The 19001-nt window shown below is 60.5% G+C and carries 16 protein-coding genes; 6 read left to right on the forward strand and 10 right to left on the reverse strand.

Annotated features, from left to right (window positions below; translation table 11 throughout):
• Positions 1 to 79: 79 nt before the first annotated feature.
• The gene (locus ACSOSP_RS38115) at positions 80 to 1813 is read left to right on the forward strand and encodes a methyl-accepting chemotaxis protein (RefSeq protein WP_455314179.1); all 1734 of its coding nucleotides are present in this window, start codon (positions 80 to 82) and stop codon (positions 1811 to 1813) included.
• Positions 1814 to 1937: 124 nt separating this feature from the next.
• On the opposite strand, the gene ACSOSP_RS38120 is transcribed toward ACSOSP_RS38115, so the two are convergent.
• On the reverse strand, positions 1938 to 2570 hold the full coding sequence (locus ACSOSP_RS38120; RefSeq protein ID WP_455314180.1) for a VC0807 family protein: 633 nt from the start codon (positions 2568 to 2570) through the stop codon (positions 1938 to 1940).
• Between the two features lie 104 nt (positions 2571 to 2674).
• On the reverse strand, positions 2675 to 3559 hold the full coding sequence (locus ACSOSP_RS38125) for a DMT family transporter (protein ID WP_455314181.1): 885 nt from the start codon (positions 3557 to 3559) through the stop codon (positions 2675 to 2677).
• 289 nt (positions 3560 to 3848) lie between these two features.
• On the opposite strand from ACSOSP_RS38125, the gene ACSOSP_RS38130 reads away from it, so the two are divergent.
• The 3 genes from ACSOSP_RS38130 to ACSOSP_RS38140 all read left to right on the forward strand — a co-directional run bounded on the left by ACSOSP_RS38130 (position 3849) and on the right by ACSOSP_RS38140 (position 5943).
• The gene (locus ACSOSP_RS38130) at positions 3849 to 4574 is read left to right on the forward strand and encodes a haloacid dehalogenase type II (RefSeq protein ID WP_455314182.1); all 726 of its coding nucleotides are present in this window, start codon (positions 3849 to 3851) and stop codon (positions 4572 to 4574) included.
• Between the two features lie 104 nt (positions 4575 to 4678).
• Positions 4679 to 5404 carry a haloacid dehalogenase type II gene (locus tag ACSOSP_RS38135; RefSeq protein ID WP_455314183.1) on the forward strand — a complete coding sequence of 242 codons (726 nt, stop codon included), beginning with the start codon at positions 4679 to 4681 and terminating at the stop codon, positions 5402 to 5404.
• A 44-nt stretch (positions 5405 to 5448) separates the two neighbouring features.
• Positions 5449 to 5943, forward strand: a complete 495-nt coding sequence (locus ACSOSP_RS38140) for an Lrp/AsnC family transcriptional regulator (protein WP_455314184.1) — start codon at positions 5449 to 5451, stop codon at positions 5941 to 5943.
• Positions 5944 to 5982: 39 nt separating this feature from the next.
• On the opposite strand, the gene ACSOSP_RS38145 is transcribed toward ACSOSP_RS38140, so the two are convergent.
• The 3 genes from ACSOSP_RS38145 to ACSOSP_RS38155 form a co-directional block, all read right to left on the reverse strand.
• Positions 5983 to 7377, reverse strand: coding sequence for an aminotransferase class III-fold pyridoxal phosphate-dependent enzyme (locus tag ACSOSP_RS38145; protein WP_455314185.1), 1395 nt, complete (start codon positions 7375 to 7377; stop codon positions 5983 to 5985).
• A gap of 127 nt (positions 7378 to 7504) precedes the next feature.
• Entirely contained in the window at positions 7505 to 9073 is a 1569-nt protein-coding gene (locus ACSOSP_RS38150; RefSeq protein WP_455314186.1) for a PucR family transcriptional regulator, read from the reverse strand.
• Between the two features lie 27 nt (positions 9074 to 9100).
• Positions 9101 to 10417, reverse strand: coding sequence for an MFS transporter (locus tag ACSOSP_RS38155; protein WP_455314187.1), 1317 nt, complete (start codon positions 10415 to 10417; stop codon positions 9101 to 9103).
• A 335-nt stretch (positions 10418 to 10752) separates the two neighbouring features.
• Here ACSOSP_RS38155 and ACSOSP_RS38160 point away from each other — a divergent pair, with 335 nt between their 5' ends.
• Positions 10753 to 12360, forward strand: coding sequence for an amidohydrolase family protein (locus ACSOSP_RS38160; protein WP_455314188.1), 1608 nt, complete (start codon positions 10753 to 10755; stop codon positions 12358 to 12360).
• Positions 12361 to 12362: 2 nt separating this feature from the next.
• Positions 12363 to 13373: a CobW family GTP-binding protein gene (locus tag ACSOSP_RS38165; protein WP_455315368.1), complete on the forward strand. Its 1011-nt coding sequence runs from the start codon at positions 12363 to 12365 to the stop codon at positions 13371 to 13373.
• A 6-nt stretch (positions 13374 to 13379) separates the two neighbouring features.
• On the opposite strand, the gene ACSOSP_RS38170 is transcribed toward ACSOSP_RS38165, so the two are convergent.
• The 5 genes from ACSOSP_RS38170 to ACSOSP_RS38190 all read right to left on the reverse strand — a co-directional run bounded on the left by ACSOSP_RS38170 (position 13380) and on the right by ACSOSP_RS38190 (position 18993).
• On the reverse strand, positions 13380 to 14498 hold the full coding sequence (locus ACSOSP_RS38170; protein ID WP_455314189.1) for an LLM class flavin-dependent oxidoreductase: 1119 nt from the start codon (positions 14496 to 14498) through the stop codon (positions 13380 to 13382).
• The gene (locus tag ACSOSP_RS38175) at positions 14495 to 15727 is read right to left on the reverse strand and encodes an acyl-CoA dehydrogenase family protein (RefSeq protein WP_455314190.1); all 1233 of its coding nucleotides are present in this window, start codon (positions 15725 to 15727) and stop codon (positions 14495 to 14497) included. The genes ACSOSP_RS38170 and ACSOSP_RS38175 overlap by 4 nt, the downstream gene beginning before the upstream one ends.
• A gap of 24 nt (positions 15728 to 15751) precedes the next feature.
• Positions 15752 to 16687 (reverse strand): ABC transporter substrate-binding protein, encoded by a 936-nt coding sequence (locus ACSOSP_RS38180; protein ID WP_455314191.1) that lies wholly within the window; start codon positions 16685 to 16687, stop codon positions 15752 to 15754.
• Positions 16688 to 16813: 126 nt separating this feature from the next.
• The gene (locus ACSOSP_RS38185; protein WP_455314192.1) at positions 16814 to 18403 is read right to left on the reverse strand and encodes a rhodanese homology domain-containing protein; all 1590 of its coding nucleotides are present in this window, start codon (positions 18401 to 18403) and stop codon (positions 16814 to 16816) included.
• Positions 18400 to 18993 carry a cysteine dioxygenase gene (locus tag ACSOSP_RS38190; RefSeq protein WP_455314193.1) on the reverse strand — a complete coding sequence of 198 codons (594 nt, stop codon included), beginning with the start codon at positions 18991 to 18993 and terminating at the stop codon, positions 18400 to 18402. Before ACSOSP_RS38190 ends, ACSOSP_RS38185 begins: the two co-directional genes overlap by 4 nt.
• Between the last annotated feature and the right edge of the window lie 8 nt (positions 18994 to 19001).

A 19001-nucleotide genomic window follows, 5' to 3' on the forward strand; every position in this document is an offset into this window, starting at 1 on the left:
TCGGCCTCGGTCGCGTTCGCAGGCATCGACGTGCGCCACCGCTTGGATATCGATGTGAGAATTAAAAAGCGAGACCAAAATGTTTTCGACGATTAAAGGCCGCCTGGGCATTGCCATGGCGTTTCTGGGTCTGTTGCTGATCGTGGTCGGCGGACTGGGGCTGTGGGGAATGAGCCGCGGTAACGACACGACTCGCGACCTCTTCATGAACGAGATGCCTAGCGCTGTCGCGGCCGGCAACGCGGAAATGTTCACCGCCCGTGAGCGGCTCAGCTTCGATCGCGCGGCCTTGCTGGTCGGCAAGCCCAGCGCGGAAACCGCCATTGGACGCGGGGCATTGATGCGCACGCGTGCCGACAAGGAGTGGGCGACCTACGCCGCGCTGCCCCAGGGTCCGGGCGAGCGCAAACTGGCCGATGACTTCCAGGCCAAGCGCCTTGAACTCCAGAAGCTGATGGACGACGGCTACGCCAACATCAGGGCGAACGACGCAGACAAGATTGTCGCTTCCGCCGAAGCCATGCAGGTTGCGTTCAACCAGTTGGCCACGTTTGGCGAAGCGCTGCGCAAGTACCAGTTCGACTCTGCAAAAAGCGACTACGACGCCTCGCAGGATGCATTCGGCGACTTCCGCGTGGTCAGCATCGCGTCCATTCTGATTGGCCTCGCAGCGGCCATGTTCTCGTGGCTGTCGCTGCGCCGCGCGATCGGGCGTCCGCTCGACGAAGCGCTTGCGCAATTCGATGCAATCGCCGCGGGCGATCTTCGCCGCGAGCTGATCGTCACCTCGCGCGACGAGATGGGGCAACTGCTGTCGGGTCTTGCGAAGATGCAGGCCAGCCTCGTCAGCACGGTACGCACGGTGCGCTCGGGCAGTGAGTCCATTGCATCGGCGACCAAGCAGATTGCGGCGGGCAATATCGATTTGTCATCGCGTACGGAAGAGCAGGCGTCGGCGTTGCAGGAAACGGCATCGAGCATGGACGAGCTGACCGGCACCGTGAAGCAGAATGCCGATAACGCCCGGCAGGCAAGTTCGCTCGCGGCCAATGCGTCGGAGATCGCCAACAAGGGCAGCACGGTCGTCTCGCAAGTGGTCACCACCATGGGCGACATCAACCAGAGTTCGACGAAGATCGCCGACATCATCACGATCATCGAAGGCATCGCGTTCCAGACCAACATCCTCGCGCTGAATGCAGCGGTGGAAGCAGCGCGTGCCGGCGAGCAAGGACGAGGTTTCGCGGTCGTGGCGGCAGAGGTTCGCAGTCTCGCGCAACGCTCGTCGGCGGCAGCCAAGGAGATCAAGGAACTGATCAACACGTCGGTCTCGCGCGTCCAGACGGGCACGTCGCTGGTGGGCGATGCCGGCCGCACGATGTCGGAAATCATCGGCGCGGTGCAGCGGGTGACGGACATCATGGGCGAGATCGCGGCGGCCTCCGAAGAGCAGAGCAGCGGGATTGAACAGGTGGCGCGCGCGGTCACGCAAATGGATGAAGTCACCCAGCAAAATGCGGCGCTGGTGGAGGAAGCCGCGGCCGCGGCGCAATCGCTGGAGGATCAGGCGGGCGCGTTGAAGGCGGCCGTGTCGGTGTTCCAGTTGAATGACGGCGGTTTGGAAATTGGCAAGGCGGCGCTCAGCGCGAAACCGGCGCATCGCGCGTTGGCGGCGCCGAAGAAACGCGCGATTGCTGTGAGTTCGAAGCTGAGCCCGGTTGCCGTGGCTGCAGTGCTCAAGACACCGGCGCTGATCAAAGAGAAGTCGAAGCCCGTTGCATTGGCCGGCGCTGCTGATTGGGAAGCGTTTTAACGAGCGGTGTATTGAAGCTATCGGTCACAGGGAGGCGCTGAAAGTCAGCGCCTCCCTGTTGCATTGGCTTCTCCGGTACTAAAACGCCTGGCGCAGAAGACCGCGATCTTCGCATCGTCAGTGCTCACTTCGCGGGCAATGCCGACGGACTCATCCGTTTCCTGCGCCTTCTCTCCAGGAAGGTCCACAACGTCAATCCGCCGTATGTCGCGTACCGCAGAAATGTGGACACGCCGGCGATCCAGGTTGCGTCTGCCCACTCGATATCAAGCAACAGCCGCACCGCATTCTCCGCCGTCAGTCCCAGTCCCCACACGAGTGTCATCTTTCGAATGCTCGCTACGAGCTCAGGATCGTCGCGCCACCATTGCTCGAACTGAGCCGTTCCCCCGTCCTGCTCGCGGGCGACGGTGGATCGTCCGAGATAAAACACGAGCGGCCGTGGAAAAGCGAGTGAAATCAAAAATGCAATACCGATCAATCCGGAGATGACGGGCTCTTCGAAAAGCTGCGTATGGGGGTTGTCAATAACAGATGAAACCGCCAGTGAGAATAACGTGCCAACGAGTACGTTCGCGCTCAGCGCATCGAAGTGGCGCAAGCGCAAAAGGTCCCAGCTCATCCAGGCTATCAGGGGCAGTGTGGAGGCCCCCAGTGCGCCGAGGTGACTCCACCGCGGATACGCAAGGTGATAGGCGAGCCACGGGAAGAGCACGTTGATGCAGATCGCGGATAAATATCGGGCCCGGATGTTCATACGAATCGCCTGAGTGCCGAAGTTCAAAGCTGCCGGATGGCCGGCGCGGGACAAACAAAAATACCACGGCACGTTTCAGGTGTCCCAGGCGTTTGACGAAGTGGTCAGTCGCCAGGCAGTCCGTGGCTGCGCGATGCCATCGCCACGGACACTGTCACCATAAGGGCGCCGGCCCAAAGCGTTGCGGTCATTGGGACACGCAGGTAAGCCGACAGGAAGAGCGTCGACACGACCGGGATCGCATAGCTCAGGACGGCCGTCTTGCGTGGATCGCCTCGCTTCATTGCAAAATCCCAGAGGTAAAACGCTCCACCCATAGGGCCCAAGCCCATGTATATAAGAACCCCGGCATCGGTCATCGTCACGTGCGGCCACGAAGACCTTAAAAAATAGAGGGCAAGGCACCCGAGGCCGGCGCTCAAACAGAAAAGCCCAACGCAGTGACTGGGGACTTGCCGATATCGCGTGCCCAACAGCGAGTAAGCCGCCCAGGCGAAAGCAGATAACAGGGCTAGCGCATACGCGACGCACGTCATCGCGATTCCGGCATGGCCTATCCCCGACGCCGCCGGACCTGCGGCGCTTGCGGAGGCAGTGCTCCATGACGCGAAGCAGGCGAGGATTGCGCCGGCGAATCCCAAGGCGGCGGGCACGAGATGGCGACGGCCGATGCGGACGTCGCGTGTGAAGACTGGCGAAAGAATAACGATCAGTATCGGCCACAGATAATGGATCAGGCTGACCCCGACCGGGTCACCAAGCTGGAGCGCGTAAAAATAGACGACATGGTATGCAAACATGCCCGCAGACCCGGCGACAGCGAGTAGCGGAGGCATCCGCCAGTCGCGCGCCCAGGGCAGTCCCAGCAAACCGCCCACCGTCAGGGCGATGCCGTTGACGAATAGGGGCGGCAAATGACCGACTACAACAACGCATGATGCAAGCGTGCTCCACATCAGCACCGTGAGCGCGACTCCAAATAACGCCATCGACAGAATCCCCCAAAAGCGTCTGACTCTGCGGTACATCTTCCTTCGAGTCATCCTGCGTGGCGCAGGGGAGGGCACGCGGTATCTTGGCGGTAAAGTAGGAGAGAGGGACATAAGCGCTGCGCGGCGGGCACGTCGATCGACCGGAGCAAAGGCGGCGGCAGAATCTGCTGCCGGGCCGCTATCGCACGAAACCGCGTGCTGATGCTGATCCCGACATCAGTAACGGCTGCTGCCACGAGTCAATACACTGTGGTCTCATCCTGTGAACAACTGAGGGCAAATTGTTATGAAACTCACTGACTTCGATACGCTGACGTTTGACTGCTATGGGACCTTGATCGATTGGGAGACGGGGATCTTCGAAGGTCTGCATCCCCTTCTTGAGCGCGTCAAGCAGCCGCTGACACGCGATCAGGTCCTTGAGGCTCATGCACGCCACGAATCCTCGCAGCAGAAATACACACCTGCCAAGCGGTACCAGGACCTGCTGCCTATCGTCTATAAACGGCTGGCCGAAGAATGGCAGGTGCCGTTCACGCTGGCCGACTGCGTGGCGTACGGAAAGTCAGTGCAGAACTGGCCGGCTTTCGAAGATTCGGCAGACGCCCTGCATTACCTCAAGCAGCATTACAAGCTCGTTATCCTGTCGAACATCGACAACGAAAGCTTCACCTACAGCAATGCAAAACTGCAGGTCGAGTTCGACGCGATCATCACGGCTGAAGACGTTGGTTCGTACAAGCCATCACCGCGCAATTTCGAATACATGCTGGACAAGCTTGGTGAGCGTGGGATCAGGAAGGACAAAATCCTTCATACCGCCGAGAGCCTGTTTCACGATCACAAGCCGGCAAACGAATGTGGCCTGGCATCGTGCTGGATTTATCGCCGTCACGAGCAAGAAGGCTTCGGTGCGACAATGAATCCGGGTCGGCAGCCTAAGGTGGACTTCCGCTTCAACAACATGGCGGGCCTCGTGAAAGCGCATCAGGAAGCCTTGCTGCAAAAGTAACGGCTTTATGGTGCCTGCCGCCCGGGCGATTCGAACTCGCAGGATGTTGCGCGGCAGGTCGCGGGCCGCGCATTCAAATGCGATTTATTTTCCAGGAGGTTCAAGTGCGACTCACTGATTTCAAGGCGCTCACCTTCGATTGTTACGGCACGCTGATCGACTGGGAACGCGGCATAACGGCGGGTCTCATGCCTCTGATCCAACGCGTTGAGAAGCCGTTGACGCGTGACGAGGTGCTCGAGGCGCATGCGCGTCACGAGTCATCTCAGCAGCGCTACACGCCGGAGATGCCCTACAGGGAGTTGCTCGCAGTCGTCTTCAAGCGGCTCGCAGAGGAATGGGGCGTCCCCTATACGATCGAAGAGTCTTCTGCATACGGACGCTCAGTGGGACAGTGGCCCGCGTTCCCCGACTCCGCGAGTACGCTTCAATATCTCAAGAAGTACTTCAAGCTGATCATCCTGTCCAACGTTGACAACGAGAGTTTCGCCGGCAGCAACGCGATGCTACAAGTAGACTTCGACGCGGTCATCACGGCGGAAGATGTCGGCTCCTATAAGCCGTCTCATAGAAACTTCGATTACATGCTTGATATCCTTCCTTCGCTTGGTGTACGCAAGGAAGAGACGCTGCACATTGCAGACAGCATATTCCACGATCACGAACCAGCGGCCAGGCTCGGCATAAAATCCTGCTGGATCTACCGCCGGTTCGAGCAACGGGGCTTCGGCGCCACCATGCGCACGGTCAGTGAGCCGTCGGTCGAGTTCAAGTTCACGAGCATGGCGCAACTGGTGAAGGCGCACCACGAAGAGCTAAGCAGAGGGTGACCTGATAGACCCGCCTGAAAAATCACCGGACGCGAGAGCACGATATGACCACTCGACAGAAACTGGATCGAATCGACATCAAGATCCTGGCGGAACTGCAGAAGAACGGCAATATAACGAATGCAAACCTGGCCAATGCCGTCGGGCTATCGCCGAGTCCGTGCCTTCAGCGCGTCAAACGGCTCGAATCGTCGGGCGTCATATCCGGGTACGGCGTGCATCTTAATCTTGCCAAGCTGACGACTACCGTAACAGTGTTTACCGAGGTGATGCTGCAAGACCATCGACGTGAGGATTTCATCCGGTTCGAAGCGAATGTCCGCGAGATCGACGAGATCATTGAATGTCATCTGGTCAGCGGTGGTTACGACTATCTGCTGAAGTTTCTGGTCGGCAATATCGGCCACTATCAGGAGGTGGTGGAAAGGCTGCTGGATCTCAATCTCGGCATTGAGAAGTACTTCAGCTACATCGTCATCAGGTCGCCATTCGTGAAGCACGCCGCGCCGTTGGACAGACTGCTGACGGACGAACAATGAAGTCCGTCACGTCGACAATCAATCACGGCGCTCCTGCTCTCAAGCGGTGGCTTTGCTGCGCAATGCCGCTCGCACATCGGCGTGTTCGAGCAGGTCGTCGAGCGTCTTCGTGACACGCTCGAACATCAGCGCGAAATCGTCCTGCGTATAGCAGAGGGCGGGCGCAAAACCGAGGATATTGTCGCCGAACGCGCGGAATATGATCTTGTTCTTGTAGGCGATTTCGAAGATACGTTCAGACAGCTTGAGCGACGCATCGAATCCCTTCTTGGTATCTTTGTCCGACACCAGTTCGAGCGCGCCGAGCAAGCCGATATGACGCGAGTCGCCCACGAGCGGATGGGTCAGCAACGCGTCGAGCCCGTTTGCGAAGTGCGGCGCGTGTGCGATGCCGTTCGCCAGCAAACCGCCCTCGTGATAGAGCCGCATGACTTCGAGTCCGATCGCGGCGCTGACCGGGTGCGCGGAATACGTCTGGCCGTGGCCGATCGCCACTGACTTGTCCGCGCCATCCGCTATGCCTTGATAAACCGCGTCGGACATCAGCACGGCGCCCATCGGCGCGTAGCCGGCGGTCAGGCCTTTGGCGACGGTCATCAGGTCCGGTTCAACGCTTTCCGTATCGCACGCGAAGAGCGGTCCTGTGCGGCCGAACGCGGTGATCACTTCGTCGGCCACGAACAGGATGTCCAGCTTGCGGCAGGCCAGGCTCATCGCCTTGAGCCATCCTGCAGGCGGCACGATGACGCCACCCGAACCTTGCACCGGCTCGCAGAAGAATGCCGCGACGTTCTCGGCGCCAAGTTCTGCAACCTTCGCTTCGAGTGCGGCGACTGAAGCCGCGATGATCGCTTGCGGATCATCGGGCGTCGCGCTTCGATAGGGGTAGGGTGATGGAATATGATGCTGGGTAGGCAACGGTACGTCGAAGTTGCGATGAAAGCTCCCGATAGCAGTCAAGCCGGCGCCGATAGCCGATGACCCGTGATACCCCCGTTCCAGCGCGATGATGTGCTTTTTCGACGGACGGTTCGTCGCGTTGTAGTAGTGCGTGATGAACCGGATTGCCGAGTCCACCGCATCGGAGCCGCCGAGTGTGAAATAGACGTGTTGCAAGGACCTGGGCGCCTTGCTGACGAGTTGCTCGGCAAGTTCGATCGCCGGCTCCGAGCCGAAATGAAAATAGCCGGTGGCGTAGGGCAGGCGGGCCATCTGTTCGGATGCGGCTTTGACGATACTGTCCTGACCGTATCCCACATTGACGCACCACAACCCGGCGAAGGCATCCAGCAGTTCGTTGCCGTGGGCGTCGCGCAGGTAAGCGCCCCGGCCGGATTCGAGAATGGTGACGCCGCGTGCTTCATGTGCGCGATAACTGACGACCGGGTGAATCAGATGCTTGCGGTCGGCTTCGGTGAGCGACTGGATCGACATGGAGGTGACCTCGTTTCGAAAGTGCTTGATTGATGAGCCGATGCTACGCAAATAGCTGAACCGGTTTCCCGGATTAAAGCGTGAAACGTGACGGCGGTCATCCTACGAAGCGTATGAAAAAAACGGGTTAGTCTTCTCGAAGACGAGACAGCGCCACCGCAACTTGCAACTGAAATCGCATCTTTGGATCTTCGAGTGACAGCTTCAGTATGCTTTCGATGCGCTCGACGCGATAACGCAGCGTGCTGATATGAATGCCCAGCGCCTTCGCCGTGTTGGCGAGCTGGAACCCCTCATCCGCCAGCGTGCACAAAGTTTCCAGCAGCGATTCCCCGCGCCGTTTCTCCGAGAGAGGTCCGATCAGTCGCTCGACAAGGAGATCGCGAGCATTCGGATCACCCATCAACGCTCGAGGGAAAAGAATTTCGTCGAATTCATGCAGGCGTCCAGGGCGCAATGTGGCTACAAGCGCGTCCACGTCCTGCGCTCCCACGGCCATCCCTTTCACGCCGGTGTGAATCCGGCTGATCGCCATGGCGGCGGGTTTATCTGACAGCGCTTCCCACAATGACGACGCCGATGCGTCTTCCGGGACGATAAACTTGATCTGGTTCAGCCATATCGCGATGAGTTCGGGGAGCTTTCTTGCACGCAACTGGCGCTTCAGTGAAGCGATCCAGCGCTCGCGTCGTTCGAGCCCTTCCGGCGTCAGCGGAATCGGTTCATCGAGGAGAACCAGGCACACGCGATACGCTTTTGAATCGCTCCAGCCGCATACCCGGGCGCGTTCGAGGGCGCCGGCCGTTGCTGAAAATTCGCCGTCGAGAAGGCCGGCAACGAGCGCATACCCAAGGCGGTCTTCCTGTTGAGCAAGTTGCCGCTGGTGCATCATGTGCAGCGCTGCCACGACGCTCGCATGTTCGATCGCACGTGCATCGAGCTCCTCGGTTTCGTTGCCTGCAAGATCCAGCCAGATGAGTGCGACGACGCTATCGTGCAGACGGACGGGGAAGACGATGCGATGCAGCGCCGCTGCCCCTGTCGCGAACGCCACCACGAGCGGCCGTTGCATCCCCGCGAGATCGACGGGTAGCGAGCCACCATGCACCGCGCTGACGAATTGAGGTTCGAGCAGTGCGAGCGCTTCAACGGTATCCGATCCACCCAGGATGCCCCCGGCCGGATCGGTGAAGGTCACGAAGCGCCCGAGCAGGCTGGTCAGCGCGGCCGCGATATCGGACAGGTTTGTCGCGGAGACAGCCGCATTGGTGAGCGCCCGGTGCAGCTTTTCGGACCGCTGGATTATGTCGCCCTGGAAGTTGATGATCTTCGCGAGTATCTCGTGAGTGACCTCGCTGAAGGGAACATCCCAGGGCAGTTCGAGAAGCGGCAGGCCGACCCGGTTGGCCTCCTCAAGCGCTTCTGGCGGGAAGTGCTCGCGGAAGTGGGGCACGGCGAGGACGACGCCCGCAAGCCCTACCTTGCTGAGGTTCCTGACCAGCTCTCTCGAGGCAAGCTCTTCGCTTGGCCAGTTGTACCCGGTCGTCAGCAACAGTTCGCCGGGCTTCACCCATTGGGCTATGTCGGGATGGTCGACCATGTGAACCCACGTGATCTCCCGGTCCAGCATTTGCGAACCCGCCACCACTTCGGCGTCGCGTAATATCGTCTCCCTGATCGCGGTATCGAGTTTCATTTTTTTCCGTAAATGCAGCGTGATGCGCTAGCAGGGCACCGCGATGTCGGATGATCTGCTGGCGACCGGTTGCCGGTAGCCCAACAATACGCCGAGCAGGCTGAAAGCGGCCGCGAACATCACATAGAACGCCGGCGCCATTGCCGTGCCGGTCCTGGCGATCAGCCAGGTCAGAATCAGCGAGGCGAAGCCGCCGAACGTCATGACCGCGAGGTTGTATGCCACCGACAAGCCCGTCGACAATACTTTCGTCGGAAACGTTTCGGAGAGCGCGGCGAGAATCGGACCCGTGTAGATCGCAATCAGGACGCCAAATACGGCCTGAAAGATGCATAGCGTGGCAAGCGACGGAGACGACACGATCATGGCGAACATCGGCCATACGAGCAGGAGCATGGCTGCCGCTGAACACGCCAGGAGCCATTTGCGGCCGATCTTGTCGGACCACCAGCCCGTGATTGGCGAGCAAACCGTAATCACCACGCCACCTACCATGGCTGCAATGAACGAGGCCGACTGCTGCAGCTTGAGCACCTTGACCGAGAACGTCGGCATGTAGAAGAGGATCACATAGATGCACACGGTCCACAGCACGACCATTGCGAAGCTCGCGAACGTCTGTCGCGGATAGTCGCGCAGCACGTCGGCAAGCGGCGTCTTGGATTTATCGGTGGCGTTGAGAAAGACCGGTGTTTCCTCAAGATTGCGACGGATGAAAAACCCTATCGGTCCAATCAGCAAACCGGAGAGAAACGGAATTCTCCATCCCCAGCTTTCGACATCCTGCGCCGACAGTCCGAGCGTGATACCGGTGCCGAAACATGCCCCGAGCAGCACGGCGAAGCCGATGCTCGTCTGGATCCAGCTGGAGTAATAGGCTTTCTTTCCCTTCGGAGCGTGTTCGGTCAGGAACGCGGTCGCCGTGCCCATTTCCCCGCCGGCGGAAAACCCCTGAAGCAGCCGCGCAATCACAATCAGGCAAGGCGCGGCGACGCCAATCTGCGAATAGGTCGGGGCAAGGCCGATCAGCGCGGTGCCCGCGCACATCAATAGAATAGTCAATGAGAGGGCTGCCTTGCGGCCGGCCCGATCCGCGTAAATGCCGATCAGAATGCCGCCGAAAGGGCGGACCAGAAAGCCGACGCCGAAGGTCGCAACCGACAGCATCAACGAGCTCAGGTCGTTCCCGGTAGGGAAAAAAAGCTTGGCGATAGTAATGGCAAAAAAGCCGTACACCATGAAGTCGAACCATTCGAAGCCATTGCCCAGTACGGTCGCAACAATGGCGCGTCGCCGGATTGCCCGGGCCTCGTCGTAGGTTGCCGTCAGATCTGCCGTGTTCATCTCCACTCCTGATGCATGCGTGTGAATTCGTCCATGAGGTCGAACGCGCGGAATGTCCGTGCGCTCCCTGCTACTCATTGGACTCAGCCACAATTCGCACAACTACCCTCAAAACAACGCAATGAACCCGGTCGGATTTGTATCAAACATAGAATAAGCGCCTGGAAAAAGGAAACTTTCTTGTGTGTTTCGTATGTTTGATAGGTATCGCCTGTCTTTTTGAATTCCTACCCTATGTGCGGGCAGAAAGTCTTCTGACATAGCATTCGAAAATCAGCCGCTCGCCGCGATCAGGGTCTGACTGCTTGCGTGGGTGGCCATAACCGGGAGGAACAATGACGACGCCAGGCATCACCGTTGAAGTCGGCGAAGAAATGGTCGCGGGCTTCGCAAGGAAGGGGCTCGGCCAGGTTCGTCCGTCCTCGTCGCGAGACCGAGGCGACGGCCCGTTTCGCAGGCTGGTCTTGCGCGGCGCAACGGTTATTGACGGCACCGGCGCGCCCCCTTGGGGACCCGCCGATATCGTCGTTGAAGGCGACCGGATTACGGAAATTGCAGCCGTAGGCGTGCCCGGACTTCCCATTAACGGCCAACGCCGGCCTGCCGTGGGCGACCATGAGATCGACTGCACGGGCAAGTTCGTGACGCCTGGATTCATTGACTGTCACGCACATATCGGCACCCCGTTTCATGCGGAAAACGGCGAGATGATGCCGGCGGATTACGTGTACAAGCTTTGGCTTGCCCATGGTGTGACGTCGGTGCGCGAGGCGGGCTGCATGAACGGCCTCGCATGGACCCGTGAGCAGCAGGCTGCGGCCGACGCGAACCGCATTGCGGCGCCGCACCTGTACCCGTACGTCTATTTTCCGGCGGTCAACGACTACCTCAAGACAATCTACAGTCCCGAAGAAGGGCGGCAATGGCTGAGAAGAGTCAGTGAGCGAGGGGCAAAGGGCGTGAAGTTTTTCGGCGCGCCGCCGGCAATCATGCAAGCGGCGCTCGACGAGTGCAAGCTGCTCGGGCTGCGTACGTGCTGCCATCATGCGCAGCTCTCGGTAGGCCGTATGAACGCGCTCAAGACCGCGCAATGGGGGCTGACAAGCACCGAGCACGCGTATGGCTTACCGGAGGCGCTGTTCGAAGGCAGGACGCTGCAAACGATTGGAGATGACTACAACTATAACGACGAGTACCTGAGATTCTCGACGGCCGGCCAGACGTTCCTCCAGGCGGCGAAGCCGGGCAGTCAGAAGTGGAATGACGTGCTGGATGCATTTCTGGCCGCCGGCCATACCTTCGTCCCCACGATGAACGTGTATGACGGCAACCGGGATCTCATGCGTGCGCGCAGGGCTGAATGGCATGACGCGTACACCGATAACACCACGTGGAAATATTTTCAGCCGCAGCGCGGCGGTCATGGCGCTTATTTCTATCGATGGTCGGTCACGAACGAAGTCGAGTGGCGCGAGAGCTTTCGCCTCCTGATGCAGTTCCTCAACGAGTACAAGAACAGGGGCGGCCGCGTATGTCCGGGCAGCGACTCAGGATTCATGTTCCAGATCTACGGGTTCGGTTATGTCCGGGAACTCGAACTGTTTCAGGAGGCAGGATTCTCGCCGCTGGAAGTCTTGCGCGCGGCTACGTCGCAATCTGCCGAACTGCTGGGCATAGAAGACGAGACCGGTGCGCTCGAAGTCGGTCGCTGTGCGGACATTCTCGTGCATGGCCAGAACCCTTTGACCGATTTCAAGCTGCTTTACGGAACCGGCGCCTTGCGGCTGAACGACGAGTCGCGCTCCCTGGAACAAAAGCGCTCGATCGAACTGACCGTCAAGGGCGGTGTGGTGTTTGCGGCCGAGGCGCTATTGGCAGATGTACGCGCGATGGTATCGGCCACGTGGCCTGATGATGAGACACCGTTCGGACGAAAGGCATGAATATGGCCTGCACGCAATTTGTCATCCTCGCCGGTGTTCTGGGGAGTGGCAAGACATCGTTGCTCGAAGCATTGCTGGATTCGGGCGGTGGTGCATCGACAGCCGTCATCGTGAACGAGGTGGGTGCGATCAACATCGATGGGGCCGTGCTTTCGGAGTCTGCCCGTGGCATGACGATGGCGACCCTCAGCAACGGTTGCGTATGTTGTTCGCTGACTGATGATCTGGTGACGACAGTTGAAGAGCTGGTTGCCTTGCGCTCGGAGGCGGGCAAAGAGCCCTTTGAGCGCATGGTTCTGGAATGTAGCGGGTTGTCGCGGCCTGGGGCCGTCATGCGGTCGCTGGAACAACTCGCAAGATTACGCTTTCGGCTGCATATCGTGGCCACTTACGACTGTAGCCGCCCGCCGCTCGACAGCGATTTCGAAGATGCCTGCGCGCAGCTTACCGCCGCGCATACGGTGGTGCTGACCAAGATCGATCTTGTCAGTGCTGAGCGGCGCGCGCAGGCACGCAGTATGGTTGCGGGCGTCAACCCGATGGCGCGTATTGTCGATGAGTTTTCTTCATCGATCCGCGCGCGTGAGGCCTTTGCGGAGGTGGACACTTCGATGGCGCAGCAGTCAGTGGGCAGCGAACCAACGCGCGTCGGGGAGACCTTGCTCCATCCTCGGGTTCGCGTGTTCCGCGCCCGGTTTGCGCAGGAACCAAACTGGGAAGACGTTCTTGAGTGGCTTGAAAATATTGCCGGCATGACCGGTGATCGGCTGCTGCGCATGAAGGCGATTGTCGCCGGCCCTCATGGCTCCGGGCGCGTTTTGCTTCAGAGCGTAGGAACAACCTTTGCCGCTCCCAGACGTCTCGCGACGACGTCGTCTGGCGAGCTTGCCGCGGTCTTTATTGTTCGCGATTGCGCGATGGTGGAATTGCAGCAGGTCGAAGGCGCTTTGGGCGTAATGTGGACGGCGCTGCAACGGGAGTTGCCCGATGTCAGCGCCATTCACGTCGCCTGATTTTCTTCAGGCGTGGACCCCTTCGAGTTCCTTCGAGTTCGCTTTGCTGTCTTCAAGCGCCACTGCCGCGTGCACTAGCGGCAACAGATCGCGGCCATAACCCAATGCGTCTTCCAGCGGATCGAAACCTCGGATCAGGAACGTCGAGATGCCCAGACGGTAATACTCGATCAAAGCTTCCGTCACTTGTCCGGGCGTGCCGACCAGCGACGTGGAGTTGCCCGCCGCTTTGGTCAGCGCGGTGATGCCCGTCCACAGGCGCTTGTCCACCACGGTACCCTTTGCCGCTTCGGCAAGCAGACGCTGCGCACCCACGTTCTTGGGTTCGGTCGGTCGACGGGTAAAGTTAGGATTGCTTTTCACTACCTCTGTCGCACGCGCGAGAATCGATTCTGCGCGTGCCCATGCTGCATCTTCCGTTGAAGCGATGATGGGCCGCAGCGACAGGCTGAAGCGGATTGCGTTCTCACGGCCATACGGTTTGGCGGCGGCGCGCACCCGTGCGATGGTCTCGGCGACCTGCTCAAGCGACTCGCCCCAGAGCGCAAAAACGTCCGCATGCTTGCCGGCGACCTGGATTGCCGCTTCCGACGAACCGCCGAAATACACCGGCAGATGCGGCTTCTGTACCGGACGAACCAGGGACCGGTGACCCTTCACCCGATAAAACGCGCCTTCATGATCGAACGGTGTTTCGCTTGTCCACGAGCGCTTCACGACATCGAGATATTCATCGGTGCGCTTGTAGCGGTCGTCGTGCTCGAGGAAGTCGCCGTCACGTTGTTGCTCGGTATCGTCGCCGCCGGAAATGATGTGCACGGCGGTGCGGCCCGCGCTGAAGTGATCGAGCGTGGCGAGTTGACGGGCGGCGAGCGTGGGCGCGACAAAGCCCGGGCGATGCGCGAGCAGGATGCCCAGACGCTTCGTCTGTTGCGCGACGAACGACGCGATCTGGAAGCCGTCCGGTGACGCGCTTGAATGCGCGATCAGCACGCGATCGAAACCACCGTATTCATGCGCTTGCGCGACCGCGGCAATATACGGTGGATTGACCGCGGGTCCTTGCGGCAAGTGGATTTCGCTTGATTCCTGATGGCTCACATAGCCGATGAATTCAACGCTCATAGTGATGCTCCGTTAAGAGAAGATTTGGCTTGGTGCGAGGCGAATCCTGCGCGTCCGAACGCGCTGAGCAGCGCATCGTTTTGCGGCGTATGAATGCGCGAGCACAGCACGTCGCGGTGATGCCGTTCGAGTGCGTTGTTTCGGCTCAGCCCCGGATTGCCGCTTGCCTCGACCGCGAGTTCAACGGCGGTGATCGCGTTCTGCGTCACGAGGTATTTGATGGCCGGTGCTTCATGCAGCGCAATGTTGCCGTGCGAGCCGTCGTCCAGCAGCACACGGTTGTTGAGCAGCAATGCATCGATACGGCCAAGCGTCTGCTGGAAACTGCCCAGGCTGGAGAGCGGCGCACCCAGGTTGGCGGGTTTGCGATCCGTGGCCCATGCTGCAAACCAGTCGCGCGCAGACCGGGCGACGGCGTCGTAGATCGACGAAAGCAGCACGTTCATCCAGAGCGTAGTGAGCGGGTCCATGCCGCTCGCAGCGATCTCGGGCGGATTCAAGTCGACGGCATGAGCGGCAGGAACACGTACGTTCTCGAAGATCACTTCGTGACTGCCGGTTGCACGCATGCCGAGGTGGTTCCACGGCTCGCCGAACCGGATGCCGGGTGTGTCGCGGTGCACGAGGAACGTCCCGACCCGCGGCGAAATCTCGTCCGTGCGGCCCCAGACAGCGAACCATGTCAGGCCAGGACTGCCGCTCGAATAGATCTTGCTGCCATTGAGAATCCACGCGTCGCCGCTATCGGTCAGACGCCCGATCGTGCCGGGCAAACCGCCACGCGAGGGCGAACCCAGCTCCGGCTCAACACGCAGCGAGTTGATGAGCGCGCCATTTTCCACGGCATCGCGCGCTACGTGTTCCTTCAACGCTTGAGGCCAGTTTGGATTGGCCTGCAGGCGCAGATGATAAAGACATTGCATCACGAGGATCAGTGCCGTCGACGGTTCGCCGCGTGCAACCGCGCGCACTACGTTGAGCACTTGAGGGAGGGTCGCTTGCCGGCCGCCGAGCGCTTGCGGTACCGTCAACGCGAGCAAGCCGGCGCTTCTCAAGCGCGCGAGGTTATCGTGGGGAAAGATCGCATCACGATCCAGCGCTGCGGCGCTCGCCGAGAAATCCTGGGTGAGCGCGGCGAGCCATTGACCGGCGGCAGCGCTGTCGAGATCGGCGAGGGCAGCGAGCGCAATCGGGTCCTGCAAGGCAGTGGGCGGATGCCGTACGGTCATCGGAAGGTCCGTTATCTACGAGTGTTAATGCGCGGTGAACTGGGCGTCGAAACTCGGTGTCACGTCGAGCGTCGTCTTGATCACGCCCGCGCGAACGTAGAGGTCGGCGGTGCGTTGCTGCTCGGCGATCACCTTGCTGTCGATCGTGATGGGCTTCAACTGCGCCCGCTGATAGACGACCTTCAGCACATCGGCGGGCAGGTGCGTGACGCGTGACTGGATCGCCGCGACCTCGTCGGGATGCGACAGCGCCCACTGTTGACCGGCCGCTACGCGACGCACGAAGTCATCGATTTGCGCGCGCTTCGCCTTGAGCGACTCATCGGTCGCGGCCTGGAAGCTGAGCCCCGATGAAAGTCCCACACCATTCGCCACGCTGCGATTGTTATCGCGCAATTCACCGAGCGCGACATACGGGTCCCATGTAGACCATGCATCGACGTTGCCCGACTCGAGCGCTGACTTGGCATCGGCGGGTTGCATGAACTCGAGCGTCACATCGGAGAGCTTGATGCCGGCACGCTCCAGCGTCGCGATGGCCAGAAAATGGCCGATGGAACCGCGCGTAGTCGCTATGCGTTTGCCTTTCAGGTCGGCTGCGCTTTTGATGGGAGATCCGGCCGGCACGAGGATCGCGAGATCGACCGGTTGCGAGCGCGTTGCCGCCACTGCACGCACGCGCGCTCCGGCGGCGTAAGCAAAGATCAGCGGGGCGTCGCCGAGACCGCCTATATCGATTGCGCCTGCATTCAAGGCCTCGCCGAGCGGTTGCGCAGCGGGGAAGTTGAACCACTCGATCTGGTACGGCACGTCTTTCAACTGACCGGATGCTTCGAGAATGCCGCGTGTCTGCAACTGCTGGTCGCCGACTTTCAGAACGGTTTCGGCGACCGAAGCAAGAGGACGCAGCGCGGTGAATGCAGTCAGCGCGGCGATCAACAGGAGGCTGCGTCGTTTCATGAATCATCCATGCAGGAAAAGACATTCACGATACGATTCGCCGCGGCATTAGACAAACGCGTTGTTCTGCTTTGCTAATCGCCGGAGTTGGAATGACGCGGAGGGGTCCGCGTCAAAGCTTTGGCTTCAGATCACGAAGAAACCATGCGTGCCGTCACGTTCGAGTTGCGCGACGAGGCCGTACTCCCACTCGAGGTATGCGTTCATTGCTTCGTGCGGCGCGTCGGTGCCTTCATACGGACGCCGATACCGATCGATCCTCGGCGAAGCCAGGTGCGTCTCGCCCTTGGCAAGCGGCAAGCCTGCCGCGGCCCACGCAGCGGTGCCGCCTTCCAGCAACAGGACAGGCTTCGATGTGAGCGCCGCCACTTCTGGTCCGGCGAACGCGGCAAGCGCGCTTGATCCGCACGTGACCACGTATTGCTTCGCGTCCGGCAGCGCAGGCAGGTCGAGCGCAAGCCGCGAGCGCACGGTCCACCATGCGCCGGGAATGTGGCCCTTCACATGGTTGGCGCTTGCCGTGAAGTCGAGCACGATGGTCTGGTTCGCGGGATCATCGAGCAGGGCGGCGAGGTCGTTCGCGGTGATCTTGGGGGTGGCTGCGGGCAGCGGTTTTGCGGCGCGCCACGGGCCTCGTTCGGTGAGGTCTGCGCTCGTCGCATCATCGATTACATATACGTCGATGTTCATCTGCGCGAGCCATGACGCCGTCATGTTGGCGCGTACGCCGTCGTCATCGAAGAGGACCACGCGAGCGCTTCGGACCGGCGCGAACATCTCCGTTTCCTGTACGAGCTGACCGCCCGGCGCGCCTTGAAAACCTGCTGCATGCGCGTGTTCGTATTCGGCCGGCGTGCGGACATCGAAGCGATACGTCGTGCGGTCCGCGTCGTCCGCCCAGCGTTGCGCGTCCGCTAGCGTCGTGCGTTTCACGCCCGCGCGATCGGCGACGGCCCGGGCTGATTCACGCGAAGCGGCGTCGGCGCGGCCGTCGTCGCTGGCGAACTGCCGCGCGCTGCCATGAGCAAGCGATTGGCCCGCGAGCAGCCAGCCGATCGTGCCGTTACGCAACGCCGCCACCGGGTTCGGAATGCCGGCATTCACCAGCGACTGCGTGCCGATGATGCTGCGCGTGCGCCCCGCGCAATTCACGATCACGCGGGTCTTGGGATCGGGCGCGAGTGCACGGGCACGCAGCACGAGTTCAGCGCCCGGCACGCTGATGCTGCCGGGGATGTTCATCGTCTGATATTCGTCGTAGCGGCGCGCGTCCAGCACGACCACGTCCTCGCCGCTCTTCAGCAACGCATCGACTGCTTCAGCCGATAACGCCGGCGTATGCCGCTTCGCTTCCACGAACTCGCCGAACGCCTTGCTGGGCACGTTCACATCGCGGAACACTTCGCCGCCTGCACGTTCCCAGTCTTTCAGGCCGCCTTCGAACAACGCAACATCGGTATAGCCGAGTTCTGCGAAACGTCGTGCAGCGCGTTGCGCTAAACCTTCGCCGTCATCGAGCAAAACGATCGGCACGCTCTTGCGCGGCAGCTTCGTCAAGGCGTCGAGTTCGATCTTCGATAACGGCAGGTTCGCTGCAAACAAGGGGTGACGTTGCGCGTGCGGATCTTCTTCGCGGACATCGAGGAATGCAATTTCGCGCTTTGAAAGCAGGGCGTCGCGCACTTCGTTGAAGCTGCGCTGGGAGATGGCGCTCATGAGTCGAGTCGTTCCTTCGAGAGGTTCCAGAGGTTGGGGAGCGTGTCGTTCGTATAGCCGGAGACGAATGGCTTCGGCGGACCGTCGAGGGGATACACGTGCCGCGAGACGCCGCCGATGTTCGCGCCGTACACGTGAATGCTGATGGAGACGCGGTCGTCGAATGCGTTGCTCACGCGATGGATATCGCCAATGGTCGGCGACACCGCCGCCACCGCGCCCCGTTCGAGCAACTGGTCTTCGCCCGATGTAACGAGCGCTCCGTCGTCGCGACCATACGAGCGCGCGATTTCCGCGCCGCGCAATACGCCGACGAGACCCCACACCGTGTGATCGTGAACGGGCGTTTGCTGACCCGGTCCCCACACGAAGCTGACGACTGAAAAGCGTTGACGTGCATCGGCGTAAAGCAGGAATTGTTGGTAGCGATCAGGCGACGGTTGCGCGTAGGCATCGGGCAGCCAGTCGTCTTCGGCTATCAGCTTGCCTAGCGCAACCGCACCTTGTTCGAGCAGGTGAGTTTCGGGAAAATTTTGATCGACGAGTTGCGCAATCTCGCTGATGAATCCGCGCAGTTTTTCATGGCTCATCGCTTGAT

Source organism: Caballeronia sp. KNU42, assembly GCF_053760385.1.

Excerpts from the sequence above, each read along its gene's own strand:
- ACSOSP_RS38120 (WP_455314180.1), bottom strand. The coding sequence starts at position 2,570 with ATGAACATCCGGGCCCGATATTTATCCGCGATCTGCATCAACGTGCTC.
- ACSOSP_RS38175 (WP_455314190.1), bottom strand. The coding sequence starts at position 15,727 with ATGACCGTACGGCATCCGCCCACTGCCTTGCAGGACCCGATTGCGCTC.
- ACSOSP_RS38140 (WP_455314184.1), top strand. The coding sequence starts at position 5,449 with ATGACCACTCGACAGAAACTGGATCGAATCGACATCAAGATCCTGGCG.
- ACSOSP_RS38150 (WP_455314186.1), bottom strand. The coding sequence starts at position 9,073 with ATGAAACTCGATACCGCGATCAGGGAGACGATATTACGCGACGCCGAA.
- ACSOSP_RS38125 (WP_455314181.1), bottom strand. The coding sequence starts at position 3,559 with ATGGCGTTATTTGGAGTCGCGCTCACGGTGCTGATGTGGAGCACGCTT.
- ACSOSP_RS38160 (WP_455314188.1), top strand. The coding sequence starts at position 10,753 with ATGACGACGCCAGGCATCACCGTTGAAGTCGGCGAAGAAATGGTCGCG.
- ACSOSP_RS38185 (WP_455314192.1), bottom strand. The coding sequence starts at position 18,403 with ATGAGCGCCATCTCCCAGCGCAGCTTCAACGAAGTGCGCGACGCCCTG.
- ACSOSP_RS38155 (WP_455314187.1), bottom strand. The coding sequence starts at position 10,417 with ATGAACACGGCAGATCTGACGGCAACCTACGACGAGGCCCGGGCAATC.
- ACSOSP_RS38190 (WP_455314193.1), bottom strand. The coding sequence starts at position 18,993 with ATGAGCCATGAAAAACTGCGCGGATTCATCAGCGAGATTGCGCAACTC.
- ACSOSP_RS38115 (WP_455314179.1), top strand. The coding sequence starts at position 80 with ATGTTTTCGACGATTAAAGGCCGCCTGGGCATTGCCATGGCGTTTCTG.
- ACSOSP_RS38170 (WP_455314189.1), bottom strand. The coding sequence starts at position 14,498 with ATGAGCGTTGAATTCATCGGCTATGTGAGCCATCAGGAATCAAGCGAA.
- ACSOSP_RS38145 (WP_455314185.1), bottom strand. The coding sequence starts at position 7,377 with ATGTCGATCCAGTCGCTCACCGAAGCCGACCGCAAGCATCTGATTCAC.
- ACSOSP_RS38130 (WP_455314182.1), top strand. The coding sequence starts at position 3,849 with ATGAAACTCACTGACTTCGATACGCTGACGTTTGACTGCTATGGGACC.
- ACSOSP_RS38165 (WP_455315368.1), top strand. The coding sequence starts at position 12,363 with ATGGCCTGCACGCAATTTGTCATCCTCGCCGGTGTTCTGGGGAGTGGC.
- ACSOSP_RS38180 (WP_455314191.1), bottom strand. The coding sequence starts at position 16,687 with ATGAAACGACGCAGCCTCCTGTTGATCGCCGCGCTGACTGCATTCACC.